General features: G+C 65.7%; 18 protein-coding genes. 7 read left to right on the forward strand and 11 right to left on the reverse strand.

The window, feature by feature from the left end; translation table 11 throughout:
• Positions 1-17: 17 nt before the first annotated feature.
• The 3 genes from Sa4125_RS13930 to Sa4125_RS13940 all read right to left on the reverse strand — a co-directional run bounded on the left by Sa4125_RS13930 (position 18) and on the right by Sa4125_RS13940 (position 3,358).
• A complete protein-coding gene (locus tag Sa4125_RS13930; RefSeq protein ID WP_223998651.1) occupies positions 18-311 on the reverse strand; it encodes a hypothetical protein in 294 nt (97 codons plus the stop codon).
• Between the two features lie 160 nt (positions 312-471).
• Positions 472-1,068: a response regulator gene (locus Sa4125_RS13935; RefSeq protein WP_223998652.1), complete on the reverse strand. Its 597-nt coding sequence runs from the start codon at positions 1,066-1,068 to the stop codon at positions 472-474.
• Positions 1,061-3,358, reverse strand: coding sequence for an ATP-binding protein (locus Sa4125_RS13940; RefSeq protein WP_223998653.1), 2,298 nt, complete (start codon positions 3,356-3,358; stop codon positions 1,061-1,063). Before Sa4125_RS13940 ends, Sa4125_RS13935 begins: the two co-directional genes overlap by 8 nt.
• 296 nt (positions 3,359-3,654) lie before the next feature.
• Between Sa4125_RS13940 and ppsR the strand changes: the two genes are divergently transcribed.
• Both ppsR and Sa4125_RS13950 read left to right on the forward strand, forming a co-directional pair.
• On the forward strand, positions 3,655-5,043 hold the full coding sequence (ppsR, locus tag Sa4125_RS13945) for a transcriptional regulator PpsR (RefSeq protein WP_223998655.1): 1,389 nt from the start codon (positions 3,655-3,657) through the stop codon (positions 5,041-5,043).
• A 411-nt stretch (positions 5,044-5,454) separates the two neighbouring features.
• On the forward strand, positions 5,455-5,958 hold the full coding sequence (locus tag Sa4125_RS13950; RefSeq protein ID WP_223998657.1) for a MarR family transcriptional regulator: 504 nt from the start codon (positions 5,455-5,457) through the stop codon (positions 5,956-5,958).
• Positions 5,959-6,110: 152 nt separating this feature from the next.
• On the opposite strand, the gene Sa4125_RS13955 is transcribed toward Sa4125_RS13950, so the two are convergent.
• Complete coding sequence (locus Sa4125_RS13955; RefSeq protein ID WP_223998664.1) at positions 6,111-6,485, reverse strand: response regulator; 375 nt, start codon at positions 6,483-6,485, stop codon at positions 6,111-6,113.
• A 510-nt stretch (positions 6,486-6,995) separates the two neighbouring features.
• On the opposite strand from Sa4125_RS13955, the gene Sa4125_RS13960 reads away from it, so the two are divergent.
• The 4 genes from Sa4125_RS13960 to Sa4125_RS13975 are packed head-to-tail and all read left to right on the forward strand — an operon-like array spanning position 6,996 to position 10,959.
• The gene (locus tag Sa4125_RS13960; protein WP_224007810.1) at positions 6,996-7,694 is read left to right on the forward strand and encodes a GntR family transcriptional regulator; all 699 of its coding nucleotides are present in this window, start codon (positions 6,996-6,998) and stop codon (positions 7,692-7,694) included.
• Between the two features lie 45 nt (positions 7,695-7,739).
• Positions 7,740-8,636: a dihydrodipicolinate synthase family protein gene (locus Sa4125_RS13965; RefSeq protein ID WP_223998666.1), complete on the forward strand. Its 897-nt coding sequence runs from the start codon at positions 7,740-7,742 to the stop codon at positions 8,634-8,636.
• Positions 8,637-8,648: 12 nt separating this feature from the next.
• Positions 8,649-9,956 (forward strand): FAD-dependent oxidoreductase, encoded by a 1,308-nt coding sequence (locus Sa4125_RS13970; RefSeq protein WP_223998668.1) that lies wholly within the window; start codon positions 8,649-8,651, stop codon positions 9,954-9,956.
• 1 nt (position 9,957) lies between these two features.
• Positions 9,958-10,959: a 4-hydroxyproline epimerase gene (locus tag Sa4125_RS13975; RefSeq protein WP_223998670.1), complete on the forward strand. Its 1,002-nt coding sequence runs from the start codon at positions 9,958-9,960 to the stop codon at positions 10,957-10,959.
• Here Sa4125_RS13975 and Sa4125_RS13980 read toward each other — a convergent pair.
• The 7 genes from Sa4125_RS13980 to Sa4125_RS14010 form a co-directional block, all read right to left on the reverse strand.
• Positions 10,956-11,189 carry a hypothetical protein gene (locus Sa4125_RS13980; RefSeq protein WP_223998673.1) on the reverse strand — a complete coding sequence of 78 codons (234 nt, stop codon included), beginning with the start codon at positions 11,187-11,189 and terminating at the stop codon, positions 10,956-10,958. The genes Sa4125_RS13975 and Sa4125_RS13980 overlap by 4 nt on opposite strands.
• Before the next feature lie 131 nt (positions 11,190-11,320).
• Positions 11,321-12,340: an endonuclease/exonuclease/phosphatase family protein gene (locus tag Sa4125_RS13985; RefSeq protein ID WP_223998674.1), complete on the reverse strand. Its 1,020-nt coding sequence runs from the start codon at positions 12,338-12,340 to the stop codon at positions 11,321-11,323.
• An 11-nt stretch (positions 12,341-12,351) separates the two neighbouring features.
• Positions 12,352-13,266: a sugar phosphate isomerase/epimerase gene (locus Sa4125_RS13990; protein ID WP_223998676.1), complete on the reverse strand. Its 915-nt coding sequence runs from the start codon at positions 13,264-13,266 to the stop codon at positions 12,352-12,354.
• On the reverse strand, positions 13,267-14,376 hold the full coding sequence (gene ugpC / locus Sa4125_RS13995; protein ID WP_223998678.1) for a sn-glycerol-3-phosphate ABC transporter ATP-binding protein UgpC: 1,110 nt from the start codon (positions 14,374-14,376) through the stop codon (positions 13,267-13,269).
• A 41-nt stretch (positions 14,377-14,417) separates the two neighbouring features.
• Positions 14,418-15,332 carry an ABC transporter permease subunit gene (locus Sa4125_RS14000; RefSeq protein ID WP_223998680.1) on the reverse strand — a complete coding sequence of 305 codons (915 nt, stop codon included), beginning with the start codon at positions 15,330-15,332 and terminating at the stop codon, positions 14,418-14,420.
• A gap of 7 nt (positions 15,333-15,339) precedes the next feature.
• Positions 15,340-16,224, reverse strand: a complete 885-nt coding sequence (locus Sa4125_RS14005) for a sugar ABC transporter permease (RefSeq protein ID WP_223998682.1) — start codon at positions 16,222-16,224, stop codon at positions 15,340-15,342.
• Positions 16,225-16,298: 74 nt separating this feature from the next.
• Positions 16,299-17,645, reverse strand: a complete 1,347-nt coding sequence (locus Sa4125_RS14010) for an extracellular solute-binding protein (protein WP_223998689.1) — start codon at positions 17,643-17,645, stop codon at positions 16,299-16,301.
• Between the two features lie 590 nt (positions 17,646-18,235).
• On the opposite strand from Sa4125_RS14010, the gene Sa4125_RS14015 reads away from it, so the two are divergent.
• Complete coding sequence (locus tag Sa4125_RS14015) at positions 18,236-19,237, forward strand: 2-hydroxyacid dehydrogenase (protein ID WP_223998690.1); 1,002 nt, start codon at positions 18,236-18,238, stop codon at positions 19,235-19,237.
• Positions 19,238-19,269 lie beyond the last annotated feature (32 nt).

The following is a 19,269-nucleotide window of genomic DNA, read 5'->3' on the forward strand; positions in this document are numbered from 1 at the left end:
CATCGCGCAAACCGCAGTTACATCCAAGGTGGCCCGGCTGCCGCCTCGCCGTCGCCTGCACCGCGGCGAGCCGTGTCCGCGGATGAGCCCGCGGCTCCCGTGGCCAGCCGGTAGATCCGGCCGATCTCGCTCATCAGACCGAGAACGACAAGTTCCCCTAGGGCCTGCGACTGGTCGGCCATGCCATGCGCCTGCCGCCAGCCTTCCACGGCCGCCAGCACTTCTTCGTTGAGCGTCAGTTCGATGGAGCGCTTCGGGGCGAACGAGACGCCGGCATTTCCCTGGTCGATGGATGAGTGAAATATGGGCAAGGCACTAAGCCTTTCGTGATGCGTCGAGCGTTCTACGGCGCCCTGATCGCATTTGTTTCCTCTGCGACAGCTTACAAAGACACGCCTGGAATATTCTATCTCGGAAATACCGCTACGTAGAAAATACGTACCGACGGAACAGGCGCGATGGCACAAGGGATCACCGCATCATGCCGATCAGGTCGGAGAGGCCGCGTGCCTCCATCTTTTCGCGAATGCGCGAGCGGTGGATCTCGACCGTGCGTTGGCTGATGCCCAGCTGATCGGCGATGTGCTTGCTGGTCATGCCGAGGACGAGGTGATCGAGCACCTCCTTCTCACGGCCTGTCAGCCGCGCCAGCCGCTGCGAGACCACCCGATGGGGCACGGCCGTCGGTGGCCGATGCGCCGCGAGGGACGCGGCGGCACTGATCGCGGCCAGAAGCTGCGTCTCGTTTCCGGGCTTCTCGATGAAGTCCAGCGCGCCGCGCTTGACCGCTTCGACAGCCTGCGGGATGTCGCCATAGGCTGTGAGAATGATCACCGGCAGCGTTCGCCCGCTGTCCTGCATCAGCTTCTGAAGCTCCAGGCCACCGAGACCCGGCATGCGCAGATCGACGAAGACGCAGAGACCGGTTTCGGACGTCATGTCCGTCAGGAAGGCCTCGGCGGTCGCGTGACCCACGGCCTCGAAACCGTGAGCCTTCAGAAAGGCGCAGAGAGAAAGGCGCGCGGAGGCGTCGTCGTCGACGACATGGACACGGCAGGCCTCAACCATCATCCCCCTCCTCGGCGACCCGCAGCGTGAAGACGATCTCGGTGCCGTCCGGCGCCGGCCGTGCCTTGATCCGCCCGCCATGCGCCTCGACGATGGAGCGACAGAGCGACAGCCCGATGCCCATGCCGCTGGTGGTCGACCGGTGGAACGGCTCGAACAGCGTCGCCTGCAGTGCCGGATCGATGCCACCGCCCGTATCGCGCACTCCCACCTCAACGAAGGGCCCGAAGCGCCGGGACGAGAGGGTGAGCACGCCGCCGTCCCTGTCGGCCATGGCGGCCAGGCTGTTGCGCACGAGATTGAGCACAACCTGCGCGACCTGCACGGCATCGATGCGCAGAAGCGGCAGATCGGGCGCCAGCTGGAAGACGACCGTCGGCGTCGTGCTGCGCGCGGCGGCAAGGGCAAGGTCTGTCCCGCGCCGGATCACCTCGTTGAGATCGGACGGGTCCAGCGTCACCTCCCCCTGGCCGATGAGATTGCGCAGGCGGCGCACCAGGTCGGCGGCGCGCGACGACTCGGCGACGGCGCCGTCCATCAGGGCCCCGACATCCGGGGGAACGATGACACCGCAATTCCTCAGCTCTTGGCGACAGGCGTTCACATAGTTGCTGACGGCAAAGAGCGGCTGGTTCAATTCGTGCGCCAGCGCCGAGGCCAGCTCCCCCATCGACCGGCTGTGACCCGCGTCCATCAAGGCGAGGCGCAGTTGCGCCTCCTTGGCTTCGGACAGCGCCCGCGCGACGACCGCGGCCCGCTCGCGATCGAGACTGTTCATGGCAAACAAAGCACGCCGGACGATGCGCAGGAATTCGCCGTCTCCAGCCGTGAAAGGCTTGCTGCGCCCGCGACGCTCCTCGCGCCAGAGCGCGAAAGAACCGCGCGGCGACAGGCGCAGCGTTCCGTCTCCCTGCAGCGTCTCGCGCTTGTCAGGCTTGCCGGCCCAGCAGATGCTCTCTTCGAATTCCTGCCGGAAGAGGACGAGCCAGTCCGTCCCGTCTTCCGACAGATCCATCATCGCGGCGCCCGCTATGCCGCTGCCGGGGAGCACTGCCGGCGAAAGGCCGGCGAGATGATCCGACGTCGCAATGCCGTCGACGGACACCGTCCGAAGGCTCGCAGGATCGAACGGCGATGCCGGAACGATTCCACGCTCGAGGGTCTCTGCGCCGAGTTGCAGCAGCATGCCGTCTGCGCCTCCCTGTTCCATCAGAGCATCCGCCTGGTCGGCGATGACGGCCCGCAGCGGCTTGCCCCGCCCGGCCTCGCGTTCGATGGCGAAGGCGGTCTTCTCCGCCCGGATGCCGTCACGCAGCTGGATCCGGTTTTCGAGGCTCTGCAGCAGCGCCGAGATCGTTCCGCCGAGAAGCTCGCAGAATCGCAGCCGGCTCCAGGAGAGATGCAGCGGGCCGTAATGGTGGCAGGCGACGAGCCCCCAGAGTTCGCCATTCGCCGTGAGCGAGATCGAGGTGCTGCCGCCCACCCCCATATTGCCGAGATACTCGATATGAACCGGAGCCACCGCGCGAAGCTTGGAGAAGGTCAGGTCGAGAGGCCGGCCTTCCCCCGGCGCGCTACCCTGCGCACCGGCGACCGGCCGCATCATGATCGGAACCGGACGGGCCGCGATGTCGGGAATGGTCCGGATGACGTTCAGGACGAAATGTCGCCGGGCCGGCTCGGGAATATCGGCGGCGGGGTAGTGAAGGCCGAGAAACGTGTCGGGGCGCACCGTGCTCTCGGCGATCACTTCGCCGTGCCGGTCCGGGGCGAACCGGTAGATCATGACGCGGTCGTAGCCCGTGACGTCGCGAATGATCTCGGCCCCGACGCGGGCGAGTTCGCTCAGCGTATCCGGCTGGATCAGGTCGGAAATGATCCGCTGGCGAACGAGATCCTCCTCCCACACCACCGCCGGCGCCTCCCGGAGCGTGACGAATTCGAGGATCAGGCGGCCATCGTGGATATGGGGAAAGCATTCGAGGTCGCCGGCCGTCCCGTCGGGCCGGGCCAACCGCAGAAAGTGCGGACGCAGGAGGTCCGGCCGGGAGGGCTCGAGCCTGCCGTTGCAGAGCGCGGCGCATTGACCCTCGCCGACGAGGTCCACCAGCGACATGCCGAGCAGGTCGCCATAGGGGCGCCCCAGATAGTCCTCGGCGTTCTCGCTGGCGAAAACGATGCGGCCCGTAGGCGCGTCGACGGCGATCAAGGCACCATTCGGCTGGATCGCGCCGATGATGTGGATCGGTTCGCGGTCGCAGGCGCTGATGTCGACGGGGTGGGTCAGCATCACGCCGATCGCGCCGAGCCGCGGTGGGCGAGGCCGCCCCGCCTTGCGGTCACAGCAAGACTCCTCTCTGGCCTCGGCATTGGCATTTCCGTCCCTATGTCTCGGTGTTCGGATCGAACGACATGAAACAGTGTAACGCCCCCGTGACAAGTCTGGCAACGCAATGCTGGACAAGCGATGCGGGAAAGAGGAAAAGCAGGCTGAGACGCCGACCGCCGTGCTGCACCTGCGTCCTGCGTGCATGACGTGAGCTTCCAACCGCCGCCTTTCGAGCCCACCGAACCTCAGGCCCTTCCATGGTCTCCAGTCTCCCCACCGACCTTCAGCTTCCCGCCGTCGACCCGCGGATGCTGGCAAGCCTGCTCTCGGCGTCGGCCGATCTGGCGCTGGTGGTCGGGGGCGACGACATCATCGACGACATCTCGCTCAACATGCACGACCTCAAAGAATCGGCAATCGCCGTGTGGCGAGGACAGCCGGTCGCCGCGATCGTGCGCCACGACAACCAGGCAGCCCTGCGGACGATGCTTCTCTCGGCGCGCGAAGGAAAGCCCTCACGCCGCTTCGACATCAGCCATACGCTCGACGGCGGGCGCGATCTGGCGATGCAGTATTCGGCCATGCAGATCGGACCGGATGGACAGGTCATCCTGGTCGGGCGCGACTTGCGACCCGTTGCGGAACTGCAGACCCGGCTTCGGGCCAACCGCCAGTCGCTGGAGCAGAACAGCCGGCGCCAGCGAGAAGCCGAAGCGCATTATCGGCAACTGTTCGAGACGGCGCGCGACGCCATCCTCATCGCCGATGTCGACAAGGGCCGCATCCGCGAGGGCAATCCGCGCGCCGCGGAACTCCTGGGTCTCTCTCCGTCCGATCTCGCCGGAAAGCGGCTTGCCGCCGTTTTCGACAAGAGCCGTCAGGCCGACGTCAAGACGATGCTGGTGCAGGCTCTGGCCGCGGGAACGTCCGTTTCGCTGAACATTGTAGCACGGTCGGGCGCCGACCTTGTCGTGACGGCGGAACTCTTCAGGGCCGGCGACCTGAAGCTCGTTCTGCTGAGGCTTACGGACGCAGGGGGCGCCAGGGACACGGCACCCGACTCGCATTTCGGCGACCTCGTCCGCAATGCCGCCGAGGCTGTTCTCATCACCGACAACGCCGGCAAGGTGCTGTGGGCCAACGAGTCCTTCCTGGCTTTGGCTGGTCTGTCACTGGCTGCCCATGCCGTGGGGAAAGGCCTCGAGGACTTCTTCAACTGGAACGGCATCGAGCAGGACCTGCTGCTCGCCAATGTGCGCCAGCATGGTCGCCTCGCTCTGATCTCCGGCTCGGTCAAGGGCGCCAACGGCCAGTCGACCGAGGTCGAGGTTTCCGCGGTGGCGCGCACCGAGGGCGCACAGCCGGGCTTCGCTTTGGTCCTGCGGACACGCAGCCAGGAGGAAAAACTCATCGGCCGGGGAAACAGCGATCTGACCCGGACGGCCGAGAGCCTCGTCGAGATGATCGGCCGCGTTCCCATGAAGGACATGGTGCGCGATACGACCGACGTGATCGAGCGCATGTGCATCGAGGCGGCCCTGAAGCTGACCGGCAACAACCGCGCTTCGGCCGCTCGCGTCCTCGGCCTCAGCCGCCAGGCGCTCTACCTCAAACTGCATCGCTTCGGTATCGCCGAAGAGGAATAGGTCTGGAGGCCTCGGACCTCCCGGTCGCGCAGGGAAAAGTTCGTCGACGGGACGCAGATCCGGCCGCGTCATGTCACGCCGCGGGTCTGGTGACCCGGCACCCACGGTCTGATTTCTTCATGCGTGTTGTGATTTTTCGGTTTCGGGGTCCGCCTGGCGTCCTTCTTCTGCCGATGGCTGTGGAGACCACATCCCGGCATGCGACCTCCTGACCGAAGCACAAGCCGATAAGATCAAGAAATAACCCTGCCACTGGACCCTTTTAGGCCGCAGGGAAGTTAACCACCGACATCCTGACGCAACTCGCCCAGTGACGATGCCATCGGCACGCCCTACTGGCGGAACACGTCGCCGCCAGTCGCACATTTTCGGCACAGTCCAAGGTATCACTCTGTTCTGAGAGATAGCACCATGTATATCGAGACGACCAAGGCCCATGCCAACTCCCCGAAGCCTGGTGATGCTTCTGCAGTCGCCGAACTTGCAGGTCCCTTGATCCCGACACTGCTGTCGCTCTCCAAGACGACGCGGGCTCTCATGGGGATCAAGCTGGCGGAAGTCGGTCTGCACCAGGGACAGGACGAGTTGCTGATGTCGCTGGAGCACGGCAGCCCCATGTCGGTATCGGCGCTTTCCGAAAAGCTTTGCGTGCGACCCTCGACGGTCTCGAAAATGCTGGATCGGCTTTGTGCCAAGGGGCTGGTCGATCGCATCCCCTCGCCGAGGGACGCGCGCCTGACGCTCGTTCGGCTGACGCCGTCCGGCGACGCCATGAAAACGGAAGTGCGTCAGCTCTGGGGGATGATCGAGGCGGATCTTTCGAGCAGGATGGCGCAGGACGGGATAGACACGATGATGGGCGCACTTGGCACCATCGATGGCATCATCGGTGCGCGACTGATGCGGCTGAGGTAGGTCGGCAAGCTAGCACGGCAGGTGCTGTCCTGGGTTGTCGTCGTCCAGATGCAGTTTCTCGATCGTGCCGCATGATGCAGACCAATTACCGCATCGGTGCTTCTCGCCATAGCGCAAGATCGATGGTCCCAGTCCCGTGACTGAAGACCGAGTTAGGTCGATCTATTCGTCGAAACAGCTTCCAGCACAGCTGCCTCCAACGACTCCGCCAGGTAAGGTTTGTTGAGAACGACTGCGCCGGGAGCACCGGTCACCTCGAAGTCGCCCGTTGCAAAGACCAGTCCGATGTCCGGCTTCAATCGACGTGCCGTCTCGGCCAGTTCGGTCCCTGACATTCCCGGCAGGTTCACGTCGGTGAGAAGAACGTCGATTGATCCGGAGTCCAGCATGGCCAAGGCCTCCTCGGCGCTGGACGCCTCGATCACGTTGTGGCCGGCGTCCTGGAGCATGTCGGCACAGTTCATTCGGATCAAAGCCTCGTCCTCCACAAGCAGGACCGTCAGCGATGGCGAGAGGTCGGATGACATACTGTATCACTTGTCTTTTGTTTCAGGACGCGAACCGTCCGCAGTTGATGTGATCGCCCGTTCGGCACGGTGCCATCCTGAGCAAGGCCTTAGGCTTAGATGTCGGCCTTGCGCCTGGACCAGGGCGCATTGTGTCATCTTTCCCGACCAAAAGCGCCATCCGCGGCCAAGCTTTCTGCCGGTGGCGACATATCCACCAGCCGGATGATCTTATCCACCGATCTCGACGAATAAGCCAACTACGGCAGGTCACGCGCCGGGCCCTCACTCGCCGCGACAGCCGGCAATGGCGTCATTACCGCAAGAATGGTCATGGATGTCGCCAGATCCGGCTCGGCCCAACAAACCGGCGATGGGTCGCCCAGCACAAGGTGCTCGAAATTCGGTCCCGGCGGAGAACTCCTGCCGAAGCCGGCCATGTCGACAGTTTGTATTCTCGATTGGCAGGTGTATGCTGGGGTGGTGTCGAAGTCAGATCTCCCCCACCAGCGGCCATCGCTGCCCGACGAGATGATCCCTGCCCTGCGCGTCCGGGGATCCGGGGCGCAATTTGTCTATGACAGCCTTCGCCGCGACATTCTGGACCTGTCGCTCCCGCCGGGAAGCCCGCTGGACGAGGCTGGCCTGTCGGAACGCTTCGACATGTCACGCACGCCCGTCCGCGAGGCTTTGATGCGACTGGCTGCGGATGGATTGACCGCCACCTTGCCGAACCGCTCGACGATCGTCGCGCCAATCGATTTTGCCACCCTGCCGGCCTATTTCGAGGCGCTGACGCTGATGTACCGGGTGACGACCCGCTCCGCGGCGCGGCGTTGTCGCGACGGTCTCGACACGGTTCGGGCGCACCAGTCGGCGTTCGCCGAAGCGGTCGAGGCGCGCGACGTGCTGGCCATGATCGAGGCAAACCGCGATTTCCACGTCGCCATCGCCCATCTCGGCGGAAATCCGTACTTCACGATCCTTTTCACCCGCCTCCTCGACGAGGGGCGCCGGATCCTGCGTCTCTACTACGCCTCGTTCGACGACCGCCTGCCGCACCGCTACGTCGAGGAGCACGAGGCGATGATCGCCGCGATCGAGGCCGGCGACGCCGACACCGCGGACCAGCTGGCAAGCGCGCATGCGGCCCAGATCGTCCGGCAGATCCAGGACTATATCGCCGGCAGCGCTGCCGACCCGCTCGACCTCTCCCGAACCGGCTGTTGATCCCTCAGCCTGCCCACCCCGATCATCCCCTCGAAGGAACGCCCCATGTGGACCGGTGTCATCCCCGCCGTCACGACCAAGTTCAAGGAAGACGGCAGGCTCGACCACGCCGAGAACGAGCGCTGCTATGCGCTGCAGATGGAAGCCGGTTGTGACGGCATCATCGTCTGCGGATCGCTCGGCGAAGGCCCGATGCTGCGGCTGGAGGAGAAGATCGCGCTTCTGAAGACGGCGAAATCCGTCACCGGGTCAAAACCCGCTATCATGACGGTCGCCGCCGCTTCCACGGCGGAATCCGTCGAGATCGCCAAAGCTGCCGCGGCTGCCGGCGCGGACGGCCTCATGGTGGTGCCGAGTCTGGTCTACCATACCAATGCGCAAGAAACGCTCGCGACCTTGCGCGCCGTCGTCGAGGCGGCGGACCTTCCGGCGATCATCTATTCCAACCGCGTCGCCTACAAGGTCGACGTCACGCCGGAGATCATGGAGGAACTGGCACGGGATAACCGCTTCGAGGCGATCAAGGAGTCCTCGGACGACATCCGCCGCACCACCGAGATCATCAACCGTCTCGGCGAGCGCTACAGGATCCTCACCGGGGTCGACAACCTCGCTTTCGAGGCCCTGAGCGTCGGCGCCGTCGGCTGGGTCGCCGGCCTTGTCTGCGCCTTCCCGAGGGAGACGGTCGCGATCTACCGCCTCATCCGCGACGGGCGCAGCGCCGAGGCGCTGGCGATCTACCGCTGGTTCCGGCCCCTCCTCGACCTCGACGTGTCGCGTTATCTGGTCCAGAACATCAAGCTCGCCGAAGTTCACGCCATCGGCTCCAACGACCGGGTGCGCGCGCCGCGCATGCCGCTCTTCGGGGAGGAGAAGGCGCGCGTCGAGACGATCATCGCGGCGGCCCTTGCCACGAGGCCGACTTTGCCGGCGCTCGGCTAGGAAGAAACGGCGGTGAGCGGCACCAGAGACGACCCCATCGACGTCGCGGTGATCGGCGCCGGCATTATCGGCATCACCGCCGCCTACTTCCTCCAGGACGACCAGAAGTCGGTCGTCCTCGTCGACAGGGCGGGACCCGCGGAGGCGACGAGCGCCGGCAATGCCGGGGCGCTGGCCTTCACCGACGTCCTGCCGCTCGCCTCCCCCGGCATCTTGCGCAAGGCCCCCTTCTGGCTCCTCGATCCGCTCGGGCCGCTCTCCATTCGGCCGGCCTATGCGCTGAAGATCGCACCTTGGCTGATGCGATTCTGGGAGGCGAGCCGACCCGCCGCCTTCGAGGCCTCGACGCGGGCGCAGGTAGCGCTGATGCGGGTTGCTCGCAACGAGATGAACCTCCTTGTCGACAGCGCCGGGATGACGGAAATGGTCCGCTCCGACGGCTGCCTGGAAGTCTACGAGGGCGCCGGCCAATGGCAGGCGGCCCTGCCCGGATGGCAGGCGCGCCAGCGCGAGGGCATCGTCTTCCGACATGTCCAGCGTGACGGCATCGACGCGCTGCAGAAGGGACTGGCGCCGCGGTTCACACATGGCACCTTCGTTCCGGAATGGCAGAGCGTCAGCGATCCCAGGGAATTCGCCCTCGCCCTCTACGACCGCGTGACGAAGCGGGGCGGAACATTCCGGCGCGGGGTCGTCGAGGCGGTCGAACCGGCCGGCGACACCATCCTCGTGCGCTTCCAGGGCGGTGCGACGCTCCACGCCAGGGAGGCGGTCATCGCCGCCGGTGCCTGGTCGAAGCCGCTGGCGGAAAAGCTCGGCGACGACGTGCCGCTCGAGACCGAACGCGGCTACAACACGACTTTGCCGCCGGGGGCCTTCGACCTGAAGCGCCAGATCGTTTTCGGCGGCCACGGCTTCGTCGTCTCGGCGCTCTCGACCGGCATCCGCGTCGGCGGCGCCGTCGAGCTTGGCGGCCTCGACCTGCCGCCGAACTTCAGGCGCGCGAAGGCGATGCTGGACAAGGCCAAAGCCTTCCTGCCCGGCCTGCAGACCGAGGGTGGGCGGGAGTGGATGGGTTTTAGGCCGTCGATGCCGGACTCGTTGCCGGTGATCGGCCGCTCGAAGGTCAGCGCCCGAATTGTCTACGCCTTCGGGCATGGCCATCTCGGCCTGACGCAGTCGGCCGGCACGGGGCGGCTCGTCGCCGACCTCCTCGCCCACCGCATGCCCGCCATCCCGCTCGAAGCCTTCCGGCCCGACAGGTTTGCCGGATCCCGGCCGGCATCATCGCAACTTCCGCAATCCCCGCGAAAGGCCTGACATGGCGCGCCACAGCTTCTTCTGCATCGACGGCCACACTTGCGGCAATCCGGTTCGCCTCGTTTCCGGCGGCGCGCCGAACCTTGTCGGCACGACGATGATCGAGAAGCGCGCGCATTTCCTCGCCGAGTTCGACTGGATCCGGACCGGGTTGATGTTCGAGCCGCGCGGCCACGACATGATGTCGGGCTCCATTCTCTATCCGCCGACCCGCCCCGACTGCGACGTCGCCATCCTCTTCATCGAAACCTCCGGCTGCCTGCCGATGTGCGGGCACGGGACTATCGGCACCGTCACCATGGCGCTGGAGCACGGCCTCGTCACGCCGAAGGAGCCGGGCGTTCTCCGGCTCGACACGCCGGCCGGCCTCGTCGTCGCGACCTATCGGCAGGAGGGGCAGTTCATCGAGGAGGTGAGGCTGACCAATGTTCCGGCCTTCCTGCATTCGGAAGGGCTCGAGATCCACTGCCCGGGCCTCGGGCCTCTGACCGTCGACGTCGCCTATGGCGGCAATTTCTACGCCATCGTCGACGGCCAGCCGAATTTCCGCGACATGGCGGACTTTTCCGCCGGCCAGCTGGTGCATCTGTCGGGCCCGCTGCGCCGGGCGCTGAACGAGCGCTACAGCTTCGTTCACCCGGAAAAGCTCGAGATTCAGGGTCTGAGCCATATCCTCTGGACGGGCGCGCCCACCGTCGCGGAAGCCACGGCGCGAAATGCCGTCTTCTACGGCGACAAGGCGATCGACCGATCTCCCTGCGGCACCGGCACCTCCGCCCGCATCGCGCAATGGGCCGCCAAGGGCAGGCTCGGGGTGGGAGACGCGTTCATCCATGAGAGCATCATCGGCTCCCTGTTCAAGGGACGGGTGGAGGCCGAGGCAGAAGTCGGCGGCCTAAGGGCGATCATTCCCTCGATCGCCGGCTGGGCCCGCACGACCGGCTACAACACGATCTTCATCGACGACCACGACCCGTTCGCGCGGGGTTTCCAGGTGCTTTAGGACGCGCGTCCCTTTGGCGGAACGCCTGGGCTCGCAGGGCCGTCCGAGTCCCGCGCCGGGTCGAGGCAGCGGTCGAGCATCTCGGCGGGATCTCCCGGCAGGACATCGACCTCTTCCTCCTCTCTCTCGGGTTCATCGAGGAGGCCGATCGGGTCCAGCGACAGATCGCTGTCGCCGATGTCGAGTTCCTTGCGCGTCATGCCGTCGTTGGGTGTGGGAGTGCGCGACATCGGATGCATCCCTCGCTTCAATGAGGACATTCGGGCGCCGGCCACGCATGCCCTGGGGGAATTGTGGATAAAACCGACGCGTGTGCGACATGGTTCCGCGTCGTCGCCGACTTCTGCCGCGCGTGTCGCTCTTACCTGCCGAAATCGGCGACCACGAGGTCATGGTCCGAAATCGCTTTGCCCTCGGCGTCCACTGCCGCGACCGTCGCCGGATGGGCGGCGGCGAGGCCCCGCACAAACAGCCAGTCGAGACGCTTGTGCGGCGGCTTCGGATCGCCGTCCGGCCGCGTGCGGGTGGTGATCTCGGGACGATTGGCGGTGCGCCACTCGAAGCCGGCCTCACCCATCAGCGAAAACAGCGGCTCCAGAGCCGACGGATCGTCGAACCAGCCGGTGTCCTCGCAGAAGAGCGGCTTGGTGTTGAAATCGCCGCCGATGACGACGGGCATGCCGGCCGAGAGCGTTTCGAGATGGCCGAGCAGCCGCTTCACCTGCGCGGCCCGATCGGCCGGATCGGTCTTGCTCTCGAGATGGACCGAGACGACGAGAACCGGTCCGCCGCTCGTCTCGATGCGGCCGCCGATGGCCATGCGCCAGCCCAGGCGGCGCTGGCCCTTTTCGGCACCCAGGAACCAGATCGCCCCGTCGTCGAGCCGAACGAGGAAAGGATCGGCAAGTTTCATGCGGCTGAGGAGGGCATTGCCGTGGAAGCCGACGGCGTTCGTCCGGCCGGCACATTCGGCCTCCTCGCGCGCGTCGCCGAGGCCGAGCTCCAGAAACTCGACGCCATAGGCGTAGCCCATCCCCAACGCTTCTGCGAGTTCGGCCGTCGTGTGCCGGTTGCCGGAGCGCGCCATGCCGAGATCGGCCTCGGTCAGGAAGATGACGTCGGCATCGACCTCCGTCAGCATCGCCACCGACGCCGCATGGAATTTCAGCCGCTCGGCATTCCATGCCGCCGCACGGAAACCCCCGCGCTTCGACGCGCCCTCGGCCTGCCGCTGCTCGATCGCCCCGAAGGCGGAGACGCGGGCCGCAAGCCGATGGTGCTCGGCAATGCTGTTCTCCACCCTTTCGGCCTCGGCCAGCACCGAGGGCGAGGGCACTGCGAGTTCGGCGACGGATAGCCGGATCAGCTGGCGAAGGGGCATGTCGTTCTCTCTCAGGCTGCGGCGGCAACGCCGCGGGCATTGATCGTCGCGGCAAGACGCCGGGCGACATCCAGGCTCTCCGCCCGCTCGGTCGCGAAACGCTCGCCGATTTCCATGATCAGGGCCGTCCCCGGCAGGATGTCTATCTCGGCGAAGATGTCGTCGAACGGAATGTCGCCCCAACCGAGCGGCAGATGCAGATCGCCGATGCCGAGCGCGACGGATTCGCTCGGATGGAAGAATTCGCTCATCGTGTAGGGCAGGCCGAAATTGTCGTGGAGGTGCAGGTGCCCCGTGACTTGCGCCATGGTGCGGACCTCCTCGCGCCAGTCGAGACCGAGACGCGTTCCCTCGATATAGGCATGGCCGAAATCGATGAGGCCGACGAGGTTCGGATGAGCGACGGCGCGCACCGTCTCGGCGATCTCGGCGGGCGACTGCCGGTACTCGTCGGGCTTGACGGCAAAGATGTTCTCGAAGGCGATGCGCACGCCCCGCCCCTTGGCGATTTCCGCCATCTCGGCCAGCGCCTCGCGCTCCATGCGGTCGACGGCCTGGCGGTAGGGGGCGGTGCCGATGATGGAACTGCCGCAATGCTGCACCAGGACGGTTGCGCCGACGCGCTCGCAGAGTTCCAGCATCGCCCCTGCAACCGCCTTGTGGCGGTCGAGATTGACCGGGTCCATGAAGTTGGAAACGATTTGGCCGTGCGCGGTATAGCGCAGCGGAAACTTCGCGCAGATCTCGGCAAGCGCCTTCGCCCTCCCCTCGATCACCCGCCCGCCGGCGATGAGGTCGTGCCCGAACAGCGACAGTTCGGCGACGTCGGCGCCGAGGTCCGCGATCTGGGCCAGCGATTGTTCGAGGCGCGTCAGGTCGCCGTCGCCGGCGGTGACGTTGAAGCCGACATGCGTGATCACGGCCATTCAGGCCTCCTGTAGCTGGGTGGCAGCGGCCTGCGGCGCGGTGCGCTCGATCCGCCGGCCGGTCTCGCGGGAAAAGTAGTGAAGGTGCTCGGCCGGAAGGACGATCCCGACCGTGTCGCCGGCGGCCAGCATGGTCGGCTCGGAGAAGAGGACGGCAAAGGACAGGCCGTGGAGATCGGCATGGACGACGCGCGAGGCACCGAGCTCCTCGATGAAGTCGACGGTTGCCTCGAGGCTCTCCGGGGTCCCCGGGGCGACGAGACGCGCGAGCTCGGGCCGGATGCCGATCGCGACCTTGGCGCCGGCTTCCGGCGCGCCCTGTCCAAGCGGAAGCGAACGATGCTCGTCGATCTGGAAGCGGCCGGCCGCGACGACCTGGCCGTCGACGAGGTTCATCGGCGGTGCGCCGATGAAGCTGGCGACGAAACGGCTCGCCGGCTGGCCGTAGACTTCGGCGGGCGTGCCGACCTGCTCGATCTTCCCGGCATTCATCACCACCAGCCGGTCGGCGAGCGTCATCGCCTCGACCTGGTCATGCGTGACGAAGATCGAGGTGGCGCCGAGGCGCTTGTGCAGCCGACGGATTTCGGCGCGCATGGTCACCCGCAGCTTGGCATCGAGATTGGACAGGGGTTCGTCGAACAGGAAGACCTTCGGCTCGCGGATCATCGCTCGGCCCATGGCGACGCGCTGGCGCTGGCCGCCGGAGAGGTGCATCGGCTTGCGGTCCAGGAAATCTTCGAGGCCGACGGTTTTGGCGACGGCCAGGATGCGCGCCGCCCTTTCCACCTTGCCGACGCCGGCGACCTTCAACGCATAGCCGATGTTTTCCGCCACGCTCATATGCGGATAGAGCGCATAGTTCTGGAACACCATGGCGCAGCCGCGCTCGCGCGGTTCGAGCTTGTTGACCACCTGCCCGTCCATGGCGATCTCGCCGGCGGTAATGCTTTCGAGACCCGCGACCATGCGCAGCAGCGTGGACTTGCCGCAGCCGGATGGGCCGAGGATGACGACGAATTCGCCGGTCTTGATGTCGAGGTCGACGCCGTGGACGACGGCGGTCGCGCCGTAGCTCTTCTGGACGTTGCGGATCGCGATATCGGCCATGCGGCCTCCTCTAGTCGGTCGAAAGGGGCTTGCCGGTCGAATTACTTGTCGGTGGCGACGAGGCCGCGGACGAAGAAGCGCTGCATGGCGATCATCACGAGGAGCGGCGGCAGCATCACGAGCAGCGTCCCGGCCATCGCGATCTGCCATTCCGGCACACCCTCCTTGGCCGGGATGAGCTCCTTCAGTTCGGTCGCCGCCGTGCCGAAGCTCGGGTCCGTCGTGACGAGCAGCGGCCAGAGATACTGGTTCCAGGCCCAGACGAACATGATCGTCGCCAGCGCCGCCATGTTGGCCTTCGAGAGCGGCAACAGGATCTGGAAGAAGAACCTGACCGGGCCAGCCCCATCCATCTTCGCGGCTTCCGCGAGTTCGTCCGGCAGCGTCAGGAAGAACTGGCGATAGAGGAACGTGCCGGTGGCGGTGGCGACCAGCGGCAGCGCAAGGCCGGTATAGGAATTGAGGAGGCCCCAGTGCAGGTCGACGGTGATGCCGGAGAGCTGCGCGATCAGCCAGGTCAGGCCGGTGACGTCGAGGATCGCCTGGAAGGGCTGCAGCGCGTTTGCGGCCACCGCGTAGGTTGGCACGATGCGCACTTCGAGCGGGAGCATCAGCGTGACGAAGACGGCCCAGAAGATCAGCATCCGGCCGGGAAAGCGGAAGTAGACGATAGCGAAGGCCGCCATCGACGCCAGCGCCACCTTGCCGAAGGCGACGGTGGCGGCGAAGACGAAGCTGTTGAACAGTTTCGTGCCGAGGTCGGCGCGGACCCAGGCCGCCGCGATGTTGTCGAGGAAATGCGTGCCCGGCATGAGCGGCATCGGCACTTCGTTGACCGCGCGGATGTCGTGCGTCGCCGCGATCAGGACGATCACGAAAGGCGTCACCGCGATCAAGAGGCCGAGGAAGAGGATCGCCTGGCAGACGGCGTCGAAGACGGGGGAGCGTTCGATCATCTCGGCCTCACTTGTAGTGGATGCGCCGCTCGATGAAGCGGAACTGGACGACCGTGAGGCCCATCACGAGGATCATCAGGATGATGCTCTGGGCGGCGGCGCCGGAGTAGTCGAGGCCCTTGAAGCCGTCGAAATAGATCTTGTAGACCATGAGCTCGGTCGCCCTCGCCGGCCCGCCGCCGGTCATGATGTCGACGATGCCGAAGGAGTCCTGAAAACTCTCGGTGATATTGATCACGAGAAGGAAGAACAGCGTCGGCGTCAGCAGCGGCAGCTGGATGTCGCGCATGCGCCGGAAGGGTCCGGAGCCGTCCATGGCGGCAGCCTCCGTCAGCGCGCGCGGTATGCCCTGCAGCGCGGCCATCAGGAAGATGAAGTTGTAGCCGATGTACTTCCAGGCGAAGGCGACGATGATGGCGATCATCGCGTCCTTGCCATCGAGCGCCGGGTTCCAGAGGCCCGGCCAGACGGAGTTGATCGAGGACAGGAGGCCCGCCTGCGGCGCGAGGATGAAGCTGAAGGCAAGGCCGAGCGCCGGCGCGGCGATGGCATAGGGCCAGATCAGCACCGACTTGTAGAGGCGGTGACCGGCCAGTTCCCGGTCGGCGATCAAGGCAAGCGTCAGGGCGATACCCATTGCCAGGGCGGTCGAGCCGAAGCTGAACACCATGCTTTTGCCGATCGAGTTCCAGTAGACGGAGTCGCTCAAAAGCTGCCGGAAGTTCTGGAAGCCGACAAACGTGTTGCCCCCGCCCCAGGGCTGTTCCAGCGTGAACGCCCAGTAGAGCGCCTGTCCCGTCGGCCAGTAGAAGAAGACGAAGATCAAAAGGATCATCGGCAGGGCGAAGAGGAGCCCGGTTCCGGTCGCCGAAAATGTGACGCGTTTTTCCATTTCAGTCCCGCCCGGTGCCATGCATGTCGCTCCGGAGCCAGGGGCCCCGGAGCGTTTCGTACTTGCCGACAGGCTTACGGCAGCTGCTTGCCCTCATAGGTCTGCTCGAAGCGGCGCAGGATCGCGTTGCTGCGGGTCGCGGCTTCGTCGAGCGAGGACTGGACATCGGCATTGTTGATGAAGATCGCCTGCAGGCCGTTGGAGATTTCCTGGCGGATCTGGAGGAGACCGCCCAGGCGCTGGCCACGGGTGACGTCGGTCGGCGGCGTGAAGGTCAGGCTCTTGATGGCGAGCTCGCGTCCCTTGTACGGCGCCTTGTCATAGAAGCCCTGCGACTGCAGGTAGTCGAAGCCGGACTGGCGGACCGGGATATAGCCGGTGACCGTCGACCAGGTCAGCGCTTCCTCAGGCTTGGCGAGAAAATTGAGGAAGGCGGCGGCGGCCTTGTATTCCTCGTCCTTCTTGCCGGCGATGACCCAGAGCGAGGCGCCGCCGACGAGCGAGTTCTTGCGCTCGGTGCCCTCGTAGACGGGCAGCATGGCGACGTCCCAGTTCAGGCCTTCCTTGGCGCTGCGGCCGATGCCGCCATGGTCGCCGACCGAGGACAGGATCGTCTGGCAGTCGCCGGCGGCGAAGGCGTCGACGAAGGTCTGGCCTGTCTCCTTCGACTTCAGGACGGCGTAGCCGGCGTCGTACCAGGACTTCCAGTCGCGGACGAACTGGACCCATTTGCCCTTGTTGAAGGCCATTTCGGCGTCGAGGCCGCCATAGCCGTTGCCCTTGGTGGCGTTCGCCTCGCCGTGGACCGCGAGGAACTGCTCCTCATACTGCCAGACCTCGTCGCGCGAGATGTTGAAGCCGAGCGGGCAGGCATAGCCGGCCTCCTTCAGCGCCTTGAAGTCGGCCGCAGCCTCTTCCCACGTCGCCGGGCCATGGTCCTTGCCGATCTTGGCATAGGCGTCCTTGTTCCAGTAGAGCAGCGCCGTCGAGGAGTTGAAGGGCATCGAGTACATCTCGCCCGTAGACGTGGCGAAATAGCTCGAAATACCGGAGAAATAGTCGTTCCAGTCGACCGTGTAGCCGTTGTCGGCCATCAGCTTGTTGACCGGGTAGAAGGCGCCCGACAGCATGATGTCGAGCGTGCCGGCATCGGAGACCTGGGCGATGGCGGGCTGCTGGCCGGCGCGGAAGGCGGCGATCGTGTTCTGCAGCGAGGCGTCGTAGGTCCCCTGGCTGGTGCAGACGACCTCATAGTCGGCCTGGCTCTGGTTGAAGCGGTCACACTGCTCCTGCACGCGCTTGGAGATGTCGCCGCTGTTGCCGTACCAGAAATCGATCTTCACAGGGGCCGCCAGGGCGGCAGTCGAAAGCGTCGCCGAAAGCGCGAAAGCGCTGACCGCGCAAAGGGTCTTCGTCAGCATGAAACACCTCCTAGGGTTGAAAGAGAAGCCATTCTTCCCAAGGGGATCTGGCTGCCGCCGAACTAGGAGATCGTCCGTCTCATGTACAATGAACATTGGATGACAGGTTGGATCCCGGGCGCCCCTTTGGTTGCATTTCAAGAAAGTCTTCGCACCGACTGCAATCACACGCTGTCGAACCGAAGTGGATCTCTCGAGATATCCACCTGATCTGGAACAGATTATCGGCAAGGCGCAGAATACACTCTGAGACGGATGGAATTTCTGGGAACGAGGAAGTCGGCAGGTCGTCTGGCAATGATGCGGCCTGCGGCGACCCGGGGCACCACCAGTCGCGAGGTGTCACACCCGTTTTGCCAAGCTCTGCTATCGTGGCCTTCTATGCACGGAATGCGTGCCGTTGACCGAATCTCGGCAGACCGCATCCTCCCGCGCATTCCCTTGTCCGCGCTCCCGCGCATCATGCCGAGCCATGCCCCTTGGCCGGCTTGAGCGCGCATGCCACAACCGTCCCATGGTGCGGCGCGGTATCATCCGGCCGCGTCGCCGGGACGCCAAAGGCGCACGCCACGCTTTGAGAGGATACCCCGATGGACGTCGCCGTGTTCAGCGCCAAGCCCTACGACCGCACGTTTCTGGACGCCGCCGGCGCGTCGCGCCATCGCCTGCGCTATCTCGAGGCGCATCTCTCCCCGGCCACCGCCATTCTGGCGCAGGGCGCCGGTGCGGTCTGCGCCTTCGTCAACGACACGGTCGACGCCGCCGTCCTTGCCGAGTTCCAGCGCCTTGGCGTCGGGCTCGTGGCGCTGCGCTCGGCTGGCTTCAACAATGTCGATCTCGCCGCCGCCCGCGAGGCCGGGATCGCCGTCGCACGCGTCCCGGCCTATTCGCCGGAAGCCGTCGCCGAGCACACGGTGGCGCTGATCCTCTCGCTCGACCGCAACATCCATCGCGCCTATTCGCGTGTGCGGGAGGGCAATTTCGCGCTCGACGGGCTGATGGGGTTCAACCTCCACGGCCGCACGGTCGGCATCGTCGGCACCGGGCGCATCGGCCTCGGCGTCATCCGCATCATGCTCGGTTTCGGCTGCCGGGTGCTCGCCTACGACCCCTACCCCGATCCCGCAACGGCCGCGCTCGGCGCCGTTCACGTGCCCCTCGCCGAACTCATCGCGACATCCGACATCATCAGCCTGCACTGCCCGCTGACGCCCGAGACGCACCACCTCATCGACGCCAATGCGATCGCCGCGATGAAGCGCGGCGTGATGCTGATCAACACCAGCCGCGGTGGCATCATCGACACCCGGGCCGTCGTCGAGGGCCTCAAGGATGGCGCGATCGGCCATCTCGGCCTCGACGTCTACGAGGAGGAGGCGGATCTCTTCTTCGAGGACCTGTCCGACCAGGTGATCCGCGACGACGTCTTCGCGCGCCTGCAGACCTTTCCGAACGTCCTCATCACCGGCCACCAGGGTTTTTTCACCGCCGAGGCGCTGAGCGCCATTGCGGAGACGACGATCGCCAACATCACCGCCTTCGAGGAGACGGGGGAGCCGCTCCACCCGGTGGCCGCCCCACCGCCCGCCTGACCAAAGACCTCGGAGCGCCCGGCAGCGGCCCC

This window comes from Aureimonas sp. SA4125 (assembly GCF_019973775.1).
Taxonomy (GTDB): Bacteria; Pseudomonadota; Alphaproteobacteria; order Rhizobiales; family Rhizobiaceae; genus Plantimonas.